This window comes from Mycolicibacterium diernhoferi, assembly GCF_019456655.1.
Classification (GTDB): Bacteria; Actinomycetota; Actinomycetes; order Mycobacteriales; family Mycobacteriaceae; genus Mycobacterium; species Mycobacterium diernhoferi.
On sequence record NZ_CP080332.1, the window covers coordinates 1,645,561 to 1,665,855 of the forward strand.

The window sequence follows — 20,295 nt, forward strand, 5'->3', positions numbered from 1 at the left end:
CGAGGACCGCTGCGCGTGTCCTGATGACGGGCGTGCTGGCCACCACGGTGGCCTTGACGGGCTGCGCGGGGGACAAGAGCGACCAGAGCGACACCCCGGCCCAGCCGTCGTCGCTCGACCAGCAGCTGCTGTTGCCGGCGGACTACTCGGGCGAGGGCCCGGGAACCCTGCGCTCCGCGGTCGACCTGCCGATCGTCGACCGCCGGATCGTGCGGGTGGCCGAGGAGGCCGCCCGCATCACCTACGACTCCACCTCGGGCATCGACGGCAGCCCGCAGACCGTCACCGGCAGTGTCTTCGAACCGCTCGGGGAGCCCCCCGATGGTGGCTGGCCGGTCATCGTGTTCGGGCACGGCACCGTCGGCATCCATTCGGACTGCGCACCCTCGCTGTCGCCGTCGCTGGGTGGTGCGGCGGACGCGATCCGGGCCCTGCTGTCGCTGGGCTACATCCTGGTGGTGCCCGACTACCAGGGCCTGGGTACCGACACCGGCTATCACCCGTACCTCGATGCCTCGACCGAGGGCTACAACATGATCGATGCCGCCCGGGCGACCCGGAAGCTGCTGCCCAACGCCTCGGACAAGTGGGTCGCCTTCGGGGTGTCCCAGGGCGGCCAGGCATCCTGGGCGGCCAACGAACTCAACGCCACGTACTCCAGCCCGGACCTGTTCCTGGTCGGTTCGGTCAGCGTGTCACCGGCCGCCGACATCGCCGGTCTGGCCGACCTGGCCTGGGCCGGGGAGCTGACGCCGCAGCAGTCGATCGCGATGGTCCTGATCCTCGCCACGCTCAAGATCGAACATCCCGAGCTCAACCTCGACGACTACCGCCGCGGCGCCGCGCAGGAGAACTGGGCGCTGCTGTCGGGTTGTTCGTCCGACTCGACCGATGAGCGACTCGAGGTGGCCGACGCACTGTCACCCGATGACCTGCGCCCGGTGAGCCAGGAGGCCACCGATCTCCTGCGCCACTACCTCATCCAGATGAGCGGGTTGCCCCGCTCGCCGGCCAGCGCACCGTCGCTGGTGCTGCAGGGGGACCAGGACCAGTTGATCCCGGTGCCATGGACCGATGCCGCGGTGCAGCGCGCCTGCGACATGGGCGCCGACATCGCGTCCTTCGTGGCGGTGGGGCGCGGCCACAGCGATTTCGACCCGACCGAGGCGTTGGACTGGATGCAGCAGCGGTTCCGGGGGGATCCGCCGGCCAGTACGTGCGCCGTCGAGGGGGGTCCGTCCATCCGTAAAGTGCCCCAACTGACATTGCCGGAATGATGACTGATAAAGCCGCAGCCAAGCTGCCCATCGAATCCCAGGTGATCGCGAGTTCGCCGACGCGTGGACGAGTCGTCGGTCTCGACGGCATCCGCGGCCTCGGCTGTCTGGCGGTCGTCGTCGGCCACGTCGGCGAGTTCTACACGCCCGAGACCCATTCCAAGGCGTTCCTCGATGTGCTCGGGCTGGCGCTGATCCTGTTCTTCGTGCTCAGCGGGTTCCTGCTGTTCCTGCCCTATGTGCGCAAGCTGACCAAGCCCGACGCCGCGATGCCCGACACCCGGCAGTACTTCCTGCACCGGGTGTTCCGGGTGTTCCCCGGCTATCTGGCCATCTTCCTGCTCGCCAACTTCGTCTTCCAGGCGGTGTACGTCGAGAATCCGATCACCCAGGTGCCCGGCAGCGGGGACGGCACCGGGATGATCACCGACCCGGGCAAGCTGCTGGCGAACCTGACCCTGATGCAGACCTATATCCCCGACTACGTGCAGACCGGGATCAACCCGTCCTGGTCGCTGACGCTGGAGATCGCGTTCTACCTGTCCCTGCCGTTGCTCGGGGTGCTGGTGTTCGCGCTGCGCGGGCGGGTGAACATGCATCCGCTGAAACTGGCGCTGGTGGCCCCGGCCATCCTGCTGGCGATCGCCTATGCCGGCCGACTGCTCACCCCGTACGTCTACAGCCACGTCAACGTGCACAACTACGAGCCGCCGGCCAGCGGGTACATGCCCGACATCTGGCTGCAGAACTGGGGCCCGAACCTGGCGGCGGTGTTCAGTCGCAGCTTCCTGACCAATGCCGACCTGTTCGCCTACGGCATGCTGGCCGCGATCTTGTTCGTCGCGATCGAGCAGGCGGTCATCAGCCGGCGGGCCGCCAAGTGGATCCATCGGGTGGACATCCTTCTGCTACCGGTGTTCGGCGTGCTGACCATTGCGCTGCTGCAGGCCGAGAACGCGTTCGGCTACGCCGCGTTGGGCATCGTCTCGGCGCTGTTCATCGTGTTGGTGATCCTGCCGCTGTCCTGGGGGACGCCGTCATGGCTGGCGCGGGGCCTGGACTGGAAGCCGTTCTATTTCGTCGGGCTCATCTCCATGTCGGTGTACCTGTGGCACTACCCGGTGCTGCTGCTGTTGGGCCGGTTCGACCTGAACGCCGGTGACAGCTGGGGCGGCATGCTCCAGAACATGGGCGTCGTCACCGTGGTCACGCTGGTGCTGTCCACCATCACCTATTACGCCGTGGAGAAGCCGGGCCTGGATCTGGCCAAGAAGTTCCGGAAGCGTTGATGCGCCGGAATCTGTTGTGGGCGGCGGTCATTGCCGCGGTCGTGCTGCTGACCGCGGGGTTCGTGCTGGTGGTGTCCCCGCCGGCGCGGCAGTTCGTCGGGATCGACGCCGTCGCCGATGACCCGCAGCCGATCGAGACCGCCGACCTCAGCGGCTCGGGCCCCGGCACCTTGGTCAGCGCCGTCACCATGCCCGAATTCGACCGCCGCCTCACCGGGTCGGCGGTGCGCGCGGCCCGGGTGGTCTATCGCTCCACCGAGGGCGACACCGGGGCACCGACCGTGGTGTCCGGATCGGTCTTCATGCCCAGCGATCCACCGCCGCCCGGCGGCTGGCCGGTGATCGCCTACGGCCACGGCACATTGGGCATCGACGAGCCGTGCGGACCCTCGCTGTCACCGACCCTGTTGGGCAACGTGACCTGGGTGACCAATCTGGTGGGCGCCGGCTACGCGGTGGCCATGGCCGACTACCAGGGCCTGGGCATCGAGGGGGTGCATCCCTATCTCGACGCCCGGACGGCCGGCCTGAACCTCATCGACTCGGTGCGTGCGCTGACGCGCACCTTCGACGGCGTCTCGTCGCGCTGGGCCGCGCTCGGCGGCTCACAGGGCGGCGGGGCGGCATGGGCCGCGGGGGAGCAGGCCGCGACCTACTCCCCGGAGATGCTGCCCGTCGGGGTGGTGGCGCTGGCGCCGGCCGCGGATGTCGCCGGCCTGGTCGACCTGGCGCAGCGGCACGAACTCACCCGCGAGCAGATGCCCACGCTGGTCATCATCGTGGAATCACTGGCGCGGTTGCACCCGGAGATCAACCGGGACGACTACCGGCGTGGACTCGCCGCCGAGAAGTGGGACGTGCTCACCGCCTGCAGCGGGAACCTGGTCCACGAGCGGGAAGCGGTGATCGAGCAGCTGCAGCCCGCCGACGTCGCGCCGCAGACCCCGGAGGCCGCCGACCGGCTCCGCGCATACCTGACGGCGTGGGCGCTGCCGCAGCAACGGCCGGCGGCGCCGATGTCGGTGGTCTACGGGGGAGAGGACGAATACATCGCCCCGAGTTGGACCGAAGGGGCGATCCGGCGGGCGTGCGACCTCGGCGGTGTGGTGACCGCGGATTTCCAGCCGGACAAGGGTCACGGCGACCTCGAATTCGGTACCCGGGTGGAATGGCTGGCCGAGCGTTTCGCCGGCGCGCCGGCGCAGAACGGTTGCCTCGCCACCCCGTGATCCGCCGCCGATCGGCATTGCGCGGCAGCCCCCGGCCGACGTTTGCGGCTGATGAGTCGGCGCATGGCCGGCAGGTTGTCCGGGTTTTTGTCCGACCCGGACACGCTCGCTCATTTTGCTTGCTGAGCGGGGCGTTCTCGTAAGCCTCACAGTACCGTCTTTGTCGCGGGGGTCAATTACTGTGGCAGCTGAGGTTTGTGGCAACATGCCTTGTCGTTGCGGGTCGCGTGGATCGGCTGGGCTGTTCGTACTCAGTCCAATTGTTATTGGTAGCCGCCGGTCCGCCAGCAAACTCGCTAATTTGCTCCGTGGGTTCGGATCGTGTGTAATATGTGGATTCTCGTGGGTTCCGTCCCACAATGAGAGGGAATCAGCGGTGACACTAGTTTCTCGTGACGCGAGCGCTCTCGGGGACTTTGCGGCGCCAGAAGAAGATGATTCATCTCAACCGTTGGTCGCGGTTGCTGACCGCTCCCAAGGACTGGATTGGCAACGCCGATACGTCTTCGGGCTTCTCATCTCCGATGTCGTCGTCGTGAGCGCGGCCATGGCCTGCGCCCAGATGGTCCGGCTGGGACGCCCCGTCACCCAGTTCGACCCGCTGACGAAATACTTCGGTCTGCTGTCGGTCATCTTCGGCCTGATGTGGCTGGGCATGCTGGCGGCGTACGGGACCCGCTCGCCGCGGATCGTCGGCGCGGGCACCGAGGAGTACCGGCGCGTGCTGTCGGCAACCATGTCCACCATCGGCGTCGTCGCCGTCACGGTGATGATCTTCCGGCCGGAGTACGCCCGCGGGTATCTCGCGGTGGCCTTCCCGCTCGGTCTCGTCCTGCTGCTGATCAGCCGCAGTTCGGCGCGCCGGGTGCTGGGCTGGTACCGCAAGGACGGCCGGTGCATGAACTCGGTGCTCGCGGTCGGCAGCCCGACCGCGGTCAACAGCCTGGTGCAATCCCTTTCCCGCGCGCGGGATTACGGCTATTCGGTGGTCGGGGTGTGCCTGACCGGTCAGTCGGCCGGCGGCACCATGGAGGTCCCGGGCGTCGGCACCCTTCCCGTCCTGGGCGATGAACACGGCGTCGAGGCCGCCCTGGCGGCCACCGGCGCGGACACCGTCGCGCTGACCACCACCGATCATCTGGGCCCGGCGGGTCTGCGGGAACTGTCCTGGGACCTGGATCGACTCGGGGTCGACCTGGTCGTGTCTCCGGGCATGGCCGATGTCGCCGGGCCGCGGTTGACCATGCGGCCGGTCGCCGGTCTGCCGTTGATCCACATGGAGAAGCCGCAGTACAGCGGGACCAAGAAACTGCAGAAGCGCGTCTTCGACGTGGTGCTGTCGCTGTCGGTGCTGATCTCGGCCGCACCGCTGATGATCCTGGCCGCGATCGCCATCAAGCTCAGCAGCCGGGGCCCGGTCTTCTACTGCGCGGAACGCATCGGCATCGACGGTAAGCCGTTCAAGATGATCAAGTTCCGCACCATGGTGGTCGACGCGGACAAGCAGGTCGATCGCCTCACCGCGCAGAACGACTTCGACGGCGGCGTGCTCTTCAAGATGCGCGACGATCCCCGCGTCACGCCGGTGGGCCGGATCTTGCGGCGCTACAGCATCGACGAGCTGCCGCAGTTCTTCAACGTGCTCAAGAAAGAGATGAGCGTCGTCGGTCCGCGGCCGCCGCTGCGCTGTGAGACCGACGCCTACACCGACCAGATCCGCCGTCGTCTGCTCGTGCTGCCCGGCATCACCGGACTGTGGCAGGTCAGCGGCCGCGCGGATCTGTCCTGGGACGACGCGGTGCGACTGGACCTGTCCTATGTCGAGAACTGGTCGATCAGCGGCGATGTGCTGATCGCGTTCAAGACGATCCGCACGGTGCTCGGGGCGGTCGGCGCGTACTGACTCGGCTTGCGCCGCAGGTCGTCCCGCGCGGGCTCGGGTAATGTTGCCGCCATGCGGCGCTCGTCGGTGACCAGTCCGGCGGGATGGGCCTCCAAGATTTTCGCGGCCGTCGCCGCGGTGGCGTTGGTGTTCACCGGATTCAAACTCCTGCCGCTGGCGATCCCCGCCGCCACATGGCTTCTCAGCGCGACGTACAACTCGTTCTCGGCGCTGCAGGGCCCGCCGGTACCCGTACAGACCGCAGACCTGTCCGGCAGCGGCCCCGGCTCGCTGATCTCCACCACCACCATGCCCGCGGTGACGCAGACCTGGGAGGGGCGCAACGTGCGCGCGGCCCGCGTCGTCTACCGCTCGACCTCCGGGGACACGGGCGCCCCGACGGTGGTCTCCGGATCGGTCTTCACCCCGTTGGGCGAGCCGCCCGCCCGAGGTTGGCCGGTGGTGGCGATCGGTCACGGCACGGTCGGTATCGACGGGCCGTGCGGGCCGTCGCTGTCCCCGTGGCTGCAGGGGGCGCTCAGCTTCGTGGCGCCGCTGGTCGACCGGGGATATGCCGTCACGGTGGCGGACTTCGAAGGGCTGGGTGTCAAGGGCGTGCACCCGTATCTGGACGCCCGCACCGCGGGATTGAACATGATCGACTCGGTGCGCGCGCTGCGGCACACCTTCCCGGGACAGGTGTCGAGCACCTGGGCCGCGTTCGGCCATTCACAGGGCGGCGCGGCGGCCTGGGCGGCCAACGAACAGGCCGCCGACTACGCCGCCGAGATGCGGTTCATCGGCGCCGTCGCCGCAGCACCGGCCGCCGACGTCGCCGGGCTGGTCGACCTGGCCGAGGCGGGCGCCCTGAACAACGAGCAGCGGTTGAGCATGGCGATGATCGTCGAGTCGGCGGCGCGCCGGCACCCCGAAATCGATCGCGACGACTTCCGCCGCGGCGCGGCCGCCGAGCACTGGGCGGTGCTGACCGCCTGCCAGGGTGACGAGCTGCTGCAGCGCTCGGCCGCCGCGGGCAAACTCACCGGGGACGACTTCGTGCCGCGTACCCCGCAAGCCGCCGAAGCGCTACGGAAGCTGTTGCAGCAGTGGGCACTTCCGCAGCGTGCGCTGTCGGGTCCGCTGTCGGTGTGGTACGGCGGGGCGGACGGCTACCTGGACGAGGAGTGGACGCGCGCCGCGATCGCCGAGGCCTGCGCCATGGGCGGTACGGTGACGGTTCAGCTCGAACCGGACAAGGGGCACAGCGACGTGGATCTGGGGTCGCAGTTGACATGGCTGCTCGACCGTTTTGCCGGGCAGCCGGTGCGCAATGACTGCTGAGGCGAGTCGGGCGCCGCTCGACGCGGCGAGCCTGCGTGCGCGGATCGCCGGCACGTCATGGCGGCGCCTCGACGTCGTGGAGGAGACCGGGTCCACCAACGCCGACCTCGTCGCGCGCGCGGCCGGCGGCGAGGACATCGGTGGCGCGGTGCTGGTGGCCGAGCATCAGGCTTCGGGGCGGGGCCGCGGCGGCCGGGTGTGGTCGGGAGTCCCGATGGCCTCGATCACGATGTCGGTCGGGGTCTCGGCGGCCGGGGTGGACGAGCAGAACTGGGCCCTGTTGCCGTTGCTGACCGGGGTCGCCGTGGTGCAGGCCCTCGCCGACGCCGGCGTGGCCGCCTCGCTGAAGTGGCCCAACGACGTGCTCGTCGACGGGGCGAAGATCGCCGGGATCCTGGCCGAGGTGGCCTCCCCGCAGCCGGTGGTGGTGGTCGGGATCGGCCTCAATGTGACCGTCGGCGCGGACGAGATCGATCAGCCGGGGGCCACCTCGGTGCTCGCCGCCGGCGGCGACACCGACCGTGAGGCCCTGGTGCTGGCCATGCTCGGACACCTCGGCGCCCGTATCGCGGACTGGCGTGCCGGACGCGATCTGCTCACCGACTATCGGCGGCACAGCGCCACCATCGGCGCGCGGGTCCGGGCGCTGCTGCCGGGGGACCGGGAGTTCGTCGGCACCGCCACCGGGGTTGACGATCGCGGTCAGTTGACCATCGAGTCGGCGGGCACGGCGATGACGGTGGCGGCCGGCGACATTGTGCATTTGCGGCCCGCGCCGGAGCAGTCCGGGCAGTAAAGTCGCGCTGTGGGTTATCCGGACAATGTGCTGGCCAACGACGAGCAGGTGGTGCTGCACCGGCACCCGCACTGGAAACGGCTGATCGTCCCGGTCCTGGTGTTGCTGGTCGCCTCGGCGCTGGCCGCCTTCGGCGCGGCGGTGGTCGCCGAGACCGACTGGGACCCCACGGCCAAACAGGTGGTGCAACTGGTCATCGCCGCCGGCTGGCTGATCCTCGTCGGCTGGCTGACGGTGTGGCCGTTCCTGACCTGGTGGACCACGCACTTCGTGATCACCGACCGGCGGGTGATGTTCCGGCACGGGCTGTTGACCCGCAGCGGGATCGACATCCCGTTGGCGCGGGTGAACAGTGTGGAGTTCCGGCACGGGCTGGCCGACCGGATCCTGCGCACCGGCACCCTGATCATCGAATCAGCGTCGCAGGATCCGCTCGAGTTCTACGACATCCCGCGGGTGGAGCAGGTCCACTCGCTGCTGTATCACGAAGTCTTCGACACCCTGGGGACCGAGGAATCGCCGAGCTGATCGGCGCGCTTGCTGCGTCCGGGCCGGCGACGCAACGGGGTGACCGTGCCGGAGGGGTCCGGCTGCGCGGGATCTTTCTGCGCGGGGTCGGTCTGCGCGGGGTCGATGTGGTCCTCGAGGGCCTCGGCGAGCCCGCCGCTGGTCAGCGTCGATTCCAGGGCCTGATCGCCGGCGCGGCCGAACTCGTCGGGGAACACCCAGCGACGGAACGCCCAGAACCGGAAGGCCATCTGCAGCAGGTTGCCGATGATGTAGGCCGAGATGAAGTCGGCGACGTTCTCCACCGTCAGTGACACATCGGGCACACGCAGTTGCAGCACATAGCTGGAGAAGTACAGCGGGGCCATGCTCAGCAGCACGCCGACCCCGCTCACCCCGAAGAACAGCAGGGCCTCGTGATGCCGCTCACGCCCACCCCGGTCGCGGAAACTCCACTCGCGATTGAGGATGTAGGAGGCGATGACGGCGACCACGCCGGCGATGATCTTGGCGGTGACCGGCTTGGGTTCCAGCACGGTGAGTTTGAGCGTGTAGAAGATCGCCGAGTCGATGATGAACGTCGTCCCGCCGACGATCGCGAACTTGATCAGCTCATGGTGCCGCTCGGCATACGGTCGGATCACGCGTGGCAGCCGCGCGATCGTGGCATCTGCAAAGGACACGGATAGCCAGTGTACGGAACTGGCCGCCCAGGTGCTGAATCGTGTGTTCGTCGCAGGTCATGCCACCATGGTGGGCGTGCCAAAACCGCGTAGAGAAACTCGATCGATGCCCGTGGTGGCCATGGTCGGCGGCGGGCAGCTCGCCCGCATGACCCATCAGGCCGCCGTCGCGCTGGGGCAGACCCTGAGGGTGTTGGCGGAGAACCCCGGTGACCCGGCCGCGCAGGTCAGCCCCGATGTGGTGCTGGGGTCGCACACCGATTACGCCGCCCTGCGCGAGGTCGCTCAGGGTGCCACCGCGTTGACCTTCGACCACGAACACGTGCCCACCGACCTGCTGGACAAGCTCGTCGCCGACGGCGTGAACGTGGCGCCGCCCCCGGAGGCGCTGGTGCACGCCCAGGACAAGCTGGTCATGCGGCGCAAGTTGTCCGAGCTGGGGGCGCCGGTCCCGCGGTTCACCGAGGTCCAGACCGTCGACGATGTCGCCCGCTTCGCCGATCAGGTCGGCGGCCAGGTGGTCATCAAGACCATCCGGGGCGGATACGACGGCAAGGGTGTGGTGCTCGCCGACGACACCGAACAGGCCGTCGCCGCCGCCGAGCGCTACCTCGCCGACGGTGTCGCCATCCTGGTCGAGGAACGGGTCGCGATGCGGCGCGAGCTGTCGGCGTTGGTGGCCCGCTCGCCGTTCGGGCAGGGCGCGGCGTGGCCGGTGGTCCAGACGGTGCAGCGCGACGGCATCTGCGTCGAGGTGATCGCCCCGGCACCGGATCTGTCCGACGAGCTGGGGGCCCAGGCCCAGCAGCTGGGGTTGAAGCTGGCCGACGCGCTGGGCGTGGTCGGGGTGCTGGCGGTCGAACTGTTCGAGACGACCGACGGTGCCCTGCTGGTGAACGAGCTGGCGATGCGCCCGCACAACTCCGGGCACTGGACCATGGACGGCTCGGTGACCAGCCAGTTCGAGCAGCACCTGCGGGCGGTGCTGGACTACCCGCTCGGCGACACCACGGCCCGTGCGCCGGTCACGGTGATGGCCAATGTGCTTGGCGCCCCGGAGATCCCGGCGATGAGCGTGGACGAGCGGTTGCACCACCTGTTCGCCCGGATGCCCGACGTGAAGGTGCACCTGTACGGCAAGGGCGAGCGCGCCGGCCGAAAACTCGGTCACGTCAATGTTGTCGGCGGCATCGGCGATCGTGCCGACGCCGAAGGGGTGGCCGCCCTGCGGGAACGCGCCGACCGCGCGGCACACTGGTTGTCGCACGCGCAGTGGACCGATGACTGGAATGAGCACACAGCCGATGACTAATCAGCCCCGGGTCGGGGTCATCATGGGTAGCGACAGCGACTGGCCGGTGATGACCGATGCCGCGACCGCGCTCGCCGAGTTCGACATCCCCTTCGAGGTCGGTGTGGTGTCCGCACACCGCACCCCTGGCCGGATGCTCGACTATGCGCGCGACGCCGCCGGGCGCGGCATCGAGGTGATCATCGCCGGTGCCGGCGGCGCGGCCCATCTGCCCGGGATGGTCGCCTCGGCCACCCCGCTGCCGGTGATCGGCGTCCCGGTGCCGTTGGCCCGCCTCGACGGACTGGACTCACTGCTGTCCATCGTGCAGATGCCCGCGGGCGTACCGGTGGCCACCGTCTCCATCGGCGGCGCCCGCAACGCCGGGCTGCTGGCGGTGCGGATCCTGGCCGCGGGTGACCCCGCGCTGCGGGCCCGGGTGGAGAAGTTCCAGGCCGATCTGGAGGCCACCGTGCTGGAGAAGGACGCGCGGTTGCGCGCCGAACTGCTCGGTGACTGAGCCGGCTTGAGCCGTCCCGGCGATGCCGTCCGCGGTAACGCCCGGCGCCCACGCGCCGATAAGGCGGTCAGTCAGCCCACGGAAATCGTCCGTGTCCAGGAAAAAGAGGTGCGATAACATGCCGTCCATGCTGAAGCCGCTGGGCCGGACATTTCGTCGGAGCGCCTTGATCGCCACTCTGGTCGCCGCATTGGTGTCCGCCGCGCCTGCGGTGTCGCACGCCGCCGACGTCGTCGCCCCGGCCGACGGCTACGGCTTCGGACAGGGCGCCGCACCGACCTGGTCGTCGTTCGCAGACACCAACCGCGAGATCGAGGCCGTCGCGCGCACCGGCGCCTCCTGGTACCGGGTCGCTGTCGACTGGAGCACGATCGAGAAGGCCAAGGGCCAGTACGACTGGGGCTACCTGGACAACGCGGTCAACACCGCCAACGCCAACGGCCTGCGGGTCCTCGGTGTGCTGCTCTACACCCCGGCGTGGGCGCGCCCGCCGGCGCTGAACTCGCTGCTGCCGAGCGTGCCGCCGGCCAACCCGGCCGATTACGCGGCGTTCGCCAATGCGGCGGCCAAGCGCTACGCGGGCCGCGTGCAGGCCTGGCAGATGTGGAACGAGCCGAATCTGCCCATCTTCATGGGCTTCACGGAGAACCGGGCCGCCGTCTACGCCGGACTGGCCAAGGCCGCGTACCCGGCGATCAAGGCCGCCGATCCGGGCGCGACGGTGGTGCTGTCCGGGCTGAGCCGCAAGCTCGGACCGGATTCGCCCTCGGGCTTCCTGCGTCAGCTCTACGACCTCGGTGTCGGGGGATCCTTCGACGCCACCGCGGCGCATCCCTATGTGACTCCGGGCGGCATCGCCGCCAATCCGGAGGGCGGATGGTCCGAGGTCGGCGCGATGCGCGGGGTGATGAACGGCGCCGGTGACGGTGCCAAGAAGATCTGGTTCACCGAACTGGGCGCGCCGACGAGCGACACCGTCGAGGGGGTCAGCCAGCAGGAGCAGGCCAAGCAGATCACCGACGTGTTGGCCGCCGCCGCCGGATTGGGTTACGTCGGGCCGGCTTTCATCTACAGCATCCGCGACAACAACAGCGGGAACCGCGGTGACAACGAATCGAATTTCGGTGCGTTGCTGACCACCGACTGGCAGCCCAAGTACACCGCGAGCGTGCTGGCCAAGTAGCGGACGAACGCGCCGGGCTCGGTGGCCAACGTTGCTGAGAGGTGACCGGTAGTATTCGCGCCGTGATTCCGACCGAGCCTTCGCAGGGTGCATTGGTGCAGCTACTGAAGAAGTTCACGCCGCCGAAACTGTTGGCGCTGATGCGGTGGATCCTGATGCGGGTGCGCGTCAAGGACATGCAGGCCCCGCCGTTCTGGATCGGGCAGGGTTTTCAGCTCCATGTGGGACCGAACGCCAAGCTGCGGGGCTGCAATCACCTGTTCATCGACCGCTACAACGACTGGCGGATCGAGGGTGAACTGATCGTCGGTGACAACGTGCGGTTCGCGCCCAAGGCCACCCTGTCGGTGCACAGCAAGGTCGTCCTGGGTGACAACTCGCAGTTCGCCGAGTGTGTGTCCATCCATGACAACACCCACCTGGGCGCCGAGAACGACGTCCCGTTCCACTTCCGCCCGCGCGATGCGGCGCCGATCATTGTCGGACAGAACGTCTGGGTTGGTGCCAAGGCCACCATCCTGATGGGCGTCACCATCGGTGACAACGTCGTCGTGGCCGCCAATGCTGTTGTCACCAAGGACATCCCGCCGGGCGTCATCGTGGGTGGCGTGCCCGCCAGGATCATCGGGAAGACGGTCAAAGAGGCCGATCCGACCGCGGGGTAGCATCCGGAATCGCGGCACCCGATACGGCGCCGTCGGCCCTGGCGACTTACTGGCGGTTTGCGGCACAGTGCCCGGGAGGCGCTAAAGTTACCGGCGAGTAGCGAGGAGATTCCGATGGTTGCCAACCCTTCATTCGACCTGTTCAAGCTCTCTGACGAGCACAACGAACTGCGCACGGTGCTGCGTGCGCTGTGCGAGAAGGAGATTGCGCCCTACGCCGCCGAAGTCGATGCGCAGGCGCGCTACACCGACGAGGCGCTCGCGGCGCTCGACGGCTCCGGGTTCTCCGCGGTGTACATCCCCGAGGAGTACGGCGGCCAGGGCGCCGACGCGGTCGCGGCCTGCATCGTGATCGAAGAGGTCGCCCGGGTCTGCGCATCCTCCTCACTCATCCCGATCTGCAACAAACTCGGCACCACCGGGCTGCTGATGCGCGGATCCGAAGAGCTCAAGCGCAAGGTGTTGCCCTCGATCGCGGCGGGCGAGGCCACCGCCTCCTACGCACTGTCCGAGCGCGAGGCCGGCAGCGACGCCGGGGCGATGCGCACCCGCGCGGTGGCCGACGGTGACGACTGGATCCTCAACGGCACCAAGTGCTGGATCTCCAACGGCGGCAAGTCGACCTGGTACACCGTGATGGCGGTGACCGACCCGGACAAGGGAGCCAACGGCATCTCGGCGTTCATCGTGCACAAGGACGACGAGGGGTTCTCGGCCGGACCCAAGGAACACAAGATGGGCATCAAGGGTTCGCCCACCACCGAGCTGTATTTCGAGAACTGCCGGATCCCGGGCGACCGGATCATCGGTGAGCCGGGCACCGGCTTCAAGACCGCGCTGGCGACGCTGGACCACACCCGGCCCACCATCGGCGCGCAGGCCGTCGGCATCGCCCAGGGCGCCCTGGACGCGTCGATCGCCTACACCAAGGAACGCAAGCAGTTCGGCAAGAACATCGCCGACTTCCAGAACACCCAGTTCATGCTCGCCGACATGGCGATGAAGATCGAGGCGGCCCGGCTGATGGTCTACACCGCCGCCGCCCGCGCCGAGCGTGAGGAACCCAACCTGCAGTTCCTGGCCTCGGCGTCGAAGTGTTTCGCCTCCGATGTCGCGATGGAGGTCACCACCAACGCGGTGCAGCTGTTCGGCGGGTACGGCTACACCGTCGACTTCCCGGTGGAGCGGTTCATGCGCGACGCCAAGATCACCCAGATCTACGAGGGCACCAACCAGATCCAGCGGGTGGTGATGTCGCGTCAGCTGCTGAAGTGACGCCCCGGTCCGCGGCTGCGCCTAGCCGCGGGTGACCTTCTCCATCTCCCGGCGCCGGTCCAGCGCGGCCGGGTCCGGATGGGACACCTGCACCAGCGAGGCGCCCGCGGCCAGCACCGCGAGGAAATTGCGGATCAGGTCGTCCTCGGTGTCCCAGGATGCGGTCGAGAGCACCCGGTCGGCGTCGGTCAGCCCCTGCTCGGCGGCCGATGCGGTCGCCGCGGCCAGCAGGCCGGACACCGTGCGGCCGTTCAGCGCCGCACCCGGGGAGCGTTCGGGGACGATCTGGTCCCCGTGCACCCGGACCGACGTCGCATAGTCGGTGACCCCGATCGGCAGGTCGGGCACCGGCTTGCCGAACGGGTCCAGCGAGAGCGCCACCACCTCACCCATCGCGGCACCGACCGCGGCGTCCGCCTCGTCGATGCGGACGGCGGTGCACAGCGCGATCTCGGCCGCTGGGTCCTCGGCGCCCCACAACACCTCGGCCCCGATCCACCAGGCACCCAACAGCACCGCGGCCGTCTGCCAGTGCGCGGGCAGCAGGACCGCCACCCGGGTGCCGGGCCCGGCGCCGAGTTCGTCGCGCAGCAGGTTCGCGGTCTTGGCGGCCCAGTTGGCCAGCGTCACGGTCGACACCTCGATGCGTTCGCCGGTGGCGTCGTCGTAGTAGGTGATCCGCGGGCCGACCGGGTCGCGCTTCATGATCGGATCGAGCAGGGCCGCACTGACTGTCGCCACGTCAGTTCACGCACTGCGGGTCGTCGGAACCGGCGGTGATGATCGGCGACGGCGGTGGCGGTGGGGCGGCCGGCTCCGAGGAGACCAGATCGTCGCCCTGATAGCCCTGGTACCACTCGGTGGAGGCCGGGTCGGCCGACGTGGTGCCCTCCAGGCCCGAACCGGGCCCGGTGTAGTCGTCCGACAGCACCACCTGGACCGTGCCGGGCGCCATCGAGGGATCCTCGATCATCATCAGATTGCCGAGCTGCTTCGAAACCGCTTGGGTGCCAAGATCATCGACGCTGGGCCCACGTACCTGGCTGTGCGCGACGCGTTCACCCTCATGGTTGCCGACGTTACCGGCGGTGAATCCGCCACCGCTCAGCACCTGCGACACCGCCGCGGCGAGACCGTTGATGTCGGTGTCGTTGACGACGTCGACGGTGGTCTTGTGCGGGGAGTAGGCCACCTTCTCGGTGTTGCCCTGTTCCTGCTCCTCGAGCAGCCCGTGCACCCATTCCTTGACGGCGGTGGGATCGATACGCACGACGCTCTGCATGCCGTCGTCGCTCCAACCGTCCTCGCGCAGGATGGGAATGGTGGCGAACGCCACCGACCCGGCCGCGATCTCCTGCAGCTGGGTGACGAAATCCATGATGTCCCAACCCTCGGAGAGCACCACCGACCGCTGCACGGCGGTCTGCAGGCGGCCCAGGGTGGACGGGCTGGACAGTGTCTTACCCGAGATCACCTCATGCGCCAGCGATGCCATCACGGCCTGCTGACGCGTCACCCGGTCCAGATCGCCGCGCGGCAGGTCGTGACGCTGCCGAACGAAACTCAACGCCCGCGGGCCGTCCAGCTTCTGCCAGCCCGCCGGGAAGTCGGCTCCCGAAAGCGGTTCGTAGACAGGCTCCTTGAGACAGACGTCCACGCCACCGAGCGCGTCGGTGATCAGGCTGAAGCCGAGCAGCCCGATTTCGGCGTAGTGGTCGACGGTGACTCCGGTCAGATGGGCGACCGTCTCGATCAGCGCCTCGCGGCCGGCCTCGGTGCCTTCCTTCTCGCCTTGGGCCGGGTCCATGCCCTGGACCTCGATGAGTTCCTTCATGGTGGCGAGCTTGGCGTCGCCGTACACCCCGTTGATCTTCATCTTGCCCTGGTCGTCGGGCAGTTCGACGTAGGTGTCACGCGGGATGGAGATGGCGGTGGCCGACTGCCCGTTGTTCGGGATGCGGATCAGGATGATCGTGTCGGTGTTGGTCGCCACGTCATTGCCGACCCGCAGGGTGGCCAGTTCCTCTTCCGACAACGGGTTCCCGTGCGCGTCGGTGCGGCTGTCCACACCGACCAGCAGGATGTCGATGGCGCCGTCCTCGCCGCCCTCGCCGAGTGCCGCGGAACTGACGTGGTTGATGCCGCCCTCGAACGAACGCACCGTGCTCCAGGCCACGCCCGTGGACACCACCACCGCCACCGCGGCAATGACGCCGACCGTCCTGGTCAGCCGATTTTGCATCAGCCCAGGCTACTGTCCGCGGCTGCGATGTCCGCCGAAGCGCGTCGGCGTGCCAACCACGAGTGACCTAACTCCTGCGGGCCGGCCGCGCCGTGAGTTCGGCCGGTGCGGGCAGGGGTCCAGTAACTTGACCCATATGCGAAGGAGGCTGGACAGATCTCTCGGGCGTGCGGCCGCCCTGGTCGCGCTGGTGTTGTCGATGGTCGTGACGACCCCGGTCACCGCGCATGCGGTGGTGGCCCCGGCAGACGGTTACGGCTTCGCGCAGGGCTACACCTGGGCGACCGGCGATCCGGACGACGCCCGCCGGGAGATCGCGGCGGTCGGCAGGACCGGCGCCTCCTGGGTCCGGCTGCCGCTGGACTGGTCGGTGGTCGAGCCGCATTCGGGCCGGTACGACTGGGGCTACTTCGACAATCTGGTGAAGACCGCGGACAGCCAGGGGCTGCGCGCGCTCGGGCTGATCTACAACACGCCGCTGTGGGCGCGGGGCGAGGGCGCCCGGCTGTTGTTCCCGTCCGCACCGCCGCGCGACCCGGCCGACTTCGCGGCCTTCGCCGCCGCGGCCGCCAAGCGGTACGCCGGGCGGATCAACGCCTGGGAGATCTGGAACGAACCGAACCTGCCGCTGTTCATGGGGTTCGTGCAGGACAAGGCCGTCCGCTTCACCGAGATGCTGCAGGCCGTCCACCCGGCGATCAAGGCCGCGAACCCGAAGGCCACGGTTATCGCCGCCGGCTTGAGCCCGCTGCTCGGTGATGATTCACCCCCCGGATTCCTGGCGCAGATGTACGCCGCGGGCGCCCGGGGTTCCTTCGACGCGGCGGCGGCGCACCCCTATGTCTTCCCCGGCGGGCTGGCCGCCGACAGCGACAACGGCTGGTCCGATGTCCTACGCATGAATGAGGTGATGGTGGCCAACGGCGACGCGGGCAAGAAGATCTGGCTGACGGAGATGGGCGCGTCGACCAACGACACCCCCGAGGGCGTGAGCCAGCAGGAGCAGGCCCGCCAGATCGTCGACGTGCTGGGCGCGGCGGCCGCGGTCGGCTGGACCGGACCGGCCTTCATCCACGCCGTGCGCGACCTGGACACCGCCAACCGTGACGACCGGGAAGCCAACTTCGGCGCCCTGCTCACCAGCGACTGGCAGCCGAAGTACGCCGCCACGGTCCTGGCCCGACAGTGACCACCCCGATCGAGACCGTGGCGAACCGGATCGTCATCGCCGGCGCCGGCGGACAGGTGGGGCGCTTCCTGGCCGACGAGCTGACTGCCCGGGGCCGCGACCTGCTGGCCTGCACATCGGCCCAGTGGGATATCACCGACCCGGCGGTGGCGGCCGAGATCGTCGGCCCCGGCGACGTCGTGATCAACTGCGCCGCGCTGACCGCCGTCGACGCCGCGGAGGCCGATGAGCCCCGCGCGTTCGCCGTCAACGCGACCGGTGCCGGGAACATCGCCCGCGCCTGCGCGGCGGTCGGCGCCCGGCTGATCCACATCTCCACGGACTACGTGTTCAGCGGTGAGTTCACCGGGTCGCCGCGCCCCTACGAGGTGGACGATCCGGTCGGTCCGCGCAGCGTGTACGGCCGCAGCAAGCTGGCCGGTGAGCAGCAGGTGCACGCCGCGCTGCCGGACGCCACCGTGGTGCGCACCGCGTGGGTGTACACCGGGGTGGGCGCCGACTTCGTCGGCACCATGCGCCGGCTGGAATCCGAGCGCGACACCATCGAGGTGGTGGCCGACCAGACCGGTTCGCCGACCTACGTCGCCGACCTGGTGGCGGCCCTGCTGCAGATCGCCGACGACCCGGCGCCGCCGGCGCTGCTGCACGTGGTGAACACCGGCCCGGCCAGCCGCTACGAGCTGGCCCGCGCGGTGTTCGCCGGCATCGGCGCCGATCCCGGGCGGGTCCGGCCGGTGACCAGCGACCGGCATCCGCGTCCGGCGCCCCGGCCGGTGTACTCGGCGTTGTCGACGGCTCGCTACGAGGCGGCCGGGTATCGGCCGCTGCGGTCCTGGCAGGACGGGTTGGCCGCCGCGCTGGCGGCGTTGCGGTGACGGTGCCGAACCGACCGGACATCGGACTGGCTACCCTCTAGCAGCGTGGGCGACGAACTGGCTGGGTGCGGTGACTGACGAACTGAAGGTCGTGACGGTGACCTATTCACCGGGCCCGCATCTGGATCGCTTCCTGGCCTCGCTGGCGCACGCCACCGAACGGCCGGTCACCGTCATCATGGCCGACAACGGTTCCACCGACGGCGCGCCCGAGGAGGCCGTGCAGCGGTATCCGAACGTCCGGCTGCTGCACACCGGCGGCAACCTCGGTTACGGCACCGCGGTGAACCGGGCCGTCGATCGGTACGTCACCGACGGCGAGTTGTTCATCGTGGCCAACCCCGATGTGCAGTGGGGACCGGGCAGCATCGACGAGTTGCTGGCGGCGGCCGCGCGGTGGCCACAGGCCGGCGCGCTCGGGCCGCTGATCCGGGACCCGGACGGCTCGGTGTACCCGTCGGCGCGGCATCAGCCCAGCCTGATCCGCGGCGGCATGCACGCCGTGGTCGGGCCGGTGTGGAAGGCCAACCCGTGGACGGCGGCCTACCGGCAGGAGCGGTTGGCGCCCAGCGAACGCCCGGTGGGGTGGTTGTCCGGGGCCTGCCTGTTGCTGCGCCGGGAGGCGTTCGACCAGATCGGCGGGTTCGACGAGCGCTACTTCATGTACATGGAGGATGTCGACCTCGGCGATCGGCTGGCCCGGTCGGGCCGGCAGAACATCTACGTGCCCGGCGCGGAGATCCTGCACGACAAGGGGCATTCCACCGGCCGGGATCCCGCCACGAATCTGGCGGCCCATCACCGCAGCACCTACACTTTCCTGGCCGACCGGCATCCGCGCTGGTGGCAGGCTCCACTGAGGTGGACGATCAAGGGTGCACTGGCGACCCGCGCCGGTCTGGTGGTCCGGAACTCTCGACGTAAACAGGCGAAAGGGCGGCGCTGACATGGTCGGTGGCGAAAAGGCCAGCACACTCAAACCCTCGGACGTGGATGCGGTGATCCTGGTCGGCGGGCAGGGCACCCGGCTGCGCCCGCTGACATTGTCCGCGCCCAAACCGATGCTGCCGACCGCCGGTCTGCCGTTCCTCACCCATCTGCTGACGCGGATCGCCGCGGCCGGCATCCAGCACGTGGTGCTGGGCACCTCCTACAAGGCCGAGGTGTTCGAGGCGGCCTTCGGGGACGGCTCCAAGCTGGGCCTGGAGATCGAGTACGTCGTGGAGACCGAGCCGCTGGGCACCGGCGGCGGCATCGCCAACGTGGCCGACAAGCTGCGCCATGACACCGCGCTGGTGTTCAACGGCGACGTGCTCTCCGGCGCCGACCTCGGTGCGCTGCTGAACCGGCACGCCGAGCACCAGGCCGATGTGACCCTGCACCTGGTCCGGGTGGGGGATCCGCGGGCCTTCGGATGCGTGCCCACCGATGCCGACGGCCGGGTCACCGCGTTCCTGGAGAAGACCCAGGATCCGCCGACCGACCAGATCAACGCGGGCTGCTACGTGTTCCGTCGCGAGATCATCGAGGCGATCCCCAAGGGCCGGGCGCTGTCGGTGGAGCGGGAGATCTTCCCGACGCTGCTGGCCGAGGGAAGCAAGGTGTGCGGTTACGTCGACGCCAGCTACTGGCGCGATATGGGCACCCCGGAGGACTTCGTGCGGGGCTCGGCCGATCTGGTCCGCGGGATCGCGCCGTCGCCGAACCTGCAGGGCGAGCGCGGCGAGTTCCTCATCCACGACGGCGCGGCGGTGGCGCCCGGGGCGCTGCTGATCGGGGGGACCGTGATCGGCCGGGGCGCCGAGATCGGCGCCGGCGCACGGCTCGATGGCGCGGTCATCTTCGACGGTGTCCGGGTCGAGGCCGGTGCGGTGATCGAGCGGTCCATCATCGGGTTCGGTGCGCGGATCGGCCCGCGGGCACTGATCCGCGACGGCGTCATCGGCGACGGCGCCGATGTCGGCGCACGCTGCGAGCTGCTGCGCGGGGCCCGGGTCTGGCCGGGGGTCACCATCCCCGACGGCGGCATCCGGTTCTCGACCGACGTCTGA

The 20,295-nt window shown here is 69.2% G+C and carries 19 protein-coding genes; 16 read left to right on the forward strand and 3 right to left on the reverse strand.

Annotation, left to right across the window (positions count from 1 at the left end):
- Positions 1 to 23 precede the first annotated feature (23 nt).
- The 7 genes from K0O62_RS07860 to K0O62_RS07890 all read left to right on the forward strand — a co-directional run bounded on the left by K0O62_RS07860 (position 24) and on the right by K0O62_RS07890 (position 8,342).
- Positions 24 to 1,277 (forward strand): lipase family protein, encoded by a 1,254-nt coding sequence (locus K0O62_RS07860; RefSeq protein WP_073857665.1) that lies wholly within the window; start codon positions 24 to 26, stop codon positions 1,275 to 1,277.
- Positions 1,274 to 2,566: an acyltransferase family protein gene (locus K0O62_RS07865; protein ID WP_234800180.1), complete on the forward strand. Its 1,293-nt coding sequence runs from the start codon at positions 1,274 to 1,276 to the stop codon at positions 2,564 to 2,566. The genes K0O62_RS07860 and K0O62_RS07865 overlap by 4 nt, the downstream gene beginning before the upstream one ends.
- Positions 2,566 to 3,795: a lipase family protein gene (locus K0O62_RS07870; protein ID WP_073857669.1), complete on the forward strand. Its 1,230-nt coding sequence runs from the start codon at positions 2,566 to 2,568 to the stop codon at positions 3,793 to 3,795. Before K0O62_RS07865 ends, K0O62_RS07870 begins: the two co-directional genes overlap by 1 nt.
- Positions 3,796 to 4,246: 451 nt before the next feature.
- Entirely contained in the window at positions 4,247 to 5,698 is a 1,452-nt protein-coding gene (locus tag K0O62_RS07875; protein ID WP_073857671.1) for a sugar transferase, read from the forward strand.
- A gap of 51 nt (positions 5,699 to 5,749) precedes the next feature.
- A complete protein-coding gene (locus K0O62_RS07880) occupies positions 5,750 to 7,018 on the forward strand; it encodes a lipase family protein (RefSeq protein ID WP_073857673.1) in 1,269 nt (422 codons plus the stop codon).
- Positions 7,008 to 7,814, forward strand: a complete 807-nt coding sequence (locus K0O62_RS07885; protein WP_073857675.1) for a biotin--[acetyl-CoA-carboxylase] ligase — start codon at positions 7,008 to 7,010, stop codon at positions 7,812 to 7,814. The genes K0O62_RS07880 and K0O62_RS07885 overlap by 11 nt, the downstream gene beginning before the upstream one ends.
- A 9-nt stretch (positions 7,815 to 7,823) precedes the next feature.
- Entirely contained in the window at positions 7,824 to 8,342 is a 519-nt protein-coding gene (locus tag K0O62_RS07890) for a PH domain-containing protein (protein WP_073857677.1), read from the forward strand.
- On the opposite strand, the gene K0O62_RS07895 is transcribed toward K0O62_RS07890, so the two are convergent.
- Complete coding sequence (locus K0O62_RS07895) at positions 8,297 to 9,004, reverse strand: GtrA family protein (RefSeq protein WP_073857679.1); 708 nt, start codon at positions 9,002 to 9,004, stop codon at positions 8,297 to 8,299. The two genes, K0O62_RS07890 and K0O62_RS07895, sit on opposite strands and share 46 nt — an antisense overlap.
- Positions 9,005 to 9,110: 106 nt before the next feature.
- On the opposite strand from K0O62_RS07895, the gene K0O62_RS07900 reads away from it, so the two are divergent.
- The 5 genes from K0O62_RS07900 to K0O62_RS07920 all read left to right on the forward strand — a co-directional run bounded on the left by K0O62_RS07900 (position 9,111) and on the right by K0O62_RS07920 (position 13,938).
- Complete coding sequence (locus K0O62_RS07900) at positions 9,111 to 10,316, forward strand: 5-(carboxyamino)imidazole ribonucleotide synthase (protein WP_234800181.1); 1,206 nt, start codon at positions 9,111 to 9,113, stop codon at positions 10,314 to 10,316.
- A complete protein-coding gene (gene purE / locus K0O62_RS07905) occupies positions 10,309 to 10,815 on the forward strand; it encodes a 5-(carboxyamino)imidazole ribonucleotide mutase (protein WP_073857681.1) in 507 nt (168 codons plus the stop codon). Before K0O62_RS07900 ends, purE begins: the two co-directional genes overlap by 8 nt.
- Positions 10,816 to 10,933: 118 nt before the next feature.
- Positions 10,934 to 11,998 (forward strand): beta-galactosidase, encoded by a 1,065-nt coding sequence (locus K0O62_RS07910; protein WP_073857683.1) that lies wholly within the window; start codon positions 10,934 to 10,936, stop codon positions 11,996 to 11,998.
- Between the two features lie 62 nt (positions 11,999 to 12,060).
- A complete protein-coding gene (locus K0O62_RS28870; protein ID WP_264002316.1) occupies positions 12,061 to 12,663 on the forward strand; it encodes an acyltransferase in 603 nt (200 codons plus the stop codon).
- A gap of 114 nt (positions 12,664 to 12,777) precedes the next feature.
- Positions 12,778 to 13,938 carry an acyl-CoA dehydrogenase gene (locus tag K0O62_RS07920; RefSeq protein WP_073857685.1) on the forward strand — a complete coding sequence of 387 codons (1,161 nt, stop codon included), beginning with the start codon at positions 12,778 to 12,780 and terminating at the stop codon, positions 13,936 to 13,938.
- A 21-nt stretch (positions 13,939 to 13,959) separates the two neighbouring features.
- On the opposite strand, the gene K0O62_RS07925 is transcribed toward K0O62_RS07920, so the two are convergent.
- Entirely contained in the window at positions 13,960 to 14,679 is a 720-nt protein-coding gene (locus tag K0O62_RS07925; RefSeq protein WP_097933861.1) for a TIGR03089 family protein, read from the reverse strand.
- 1 nt (position 14,680) lies between these two features.
- Positions 14,681 to 16,180 carry an LCP family protein gene (locus K0O62_RS07930; RefSeq protein WP_073857687.1) on the reverse strand — a complete coding sequence of 500 codons (1,500 nt, stop codon included), beginning with the start codon at positions 16,178 to 16,180 and terminating at the stop codon, positions 14,681 to 14,683.
- A gap of 136 nt (positions 16,181 to 16,316) precedes the next feature.
- On the opposite strand from K0O62_RS07930, the gene K0O62_RS07935 reads away from it, so the two are divergent.
- The 4 genes from K0O62_RS07935 to manB all read left to right on the forward strand — a co-directional run bounded on the left by K0O62_RS07935 (position 16,317) and on the right by manB (position 20,295).
- Entirely contained in the window at positions 16,317 to 17,369 is a 1,053-nt protein-coding gene (locus K0O62_RS07935; protein ID WP_234800182.1) for a cellulase family glycosylhydrolase, read from the forward strand.
- Positions 17,370 to 17,386: 17 nt separating this feature from the next.
- The gene (rfbD, locus tag K0O62_RS07940; protein WP_073857890.1) at positions 17,387 to 18,244 is read left to right on the forward strand and encodes a dTDP-4-dehydrorhamnose reductase; all 858 of its coding nucleotides are present in this window, start codon (positions 17,387 to 17,389) and stop codon (positions 18,242 to 18,244) included.
- A 70-nt stretch (positions 18,245 to 18,314) separates the two neighbouring features.
- Positions 18,315 to 19,190 carry a glycosyltransferase family 2 protein gene (locus K0O62_RS07945; RefSeq protein ID WP_073857691.1) on the forward strand — a complete coding sequence of 292 codons (876 nt, stop codon included), beginning with the start codon at positions 18,315 to 18,317 and terminating at the stop codon, positions 19,188 to 19,190.
- 1 nt (position 19,191) lies between these two features.
- On the forward strand, positions 19,192 to 20,295 hold the full coding sequence (manB, locus tag K0O62_RS07950) for a mannose-1-phosphate guanylyltransferase ManB (protein WP_073857693.1): 1,104 nt from the start codon (positions 19,192 to 19,194) through the stop codon (positions 20,293 to 20,295).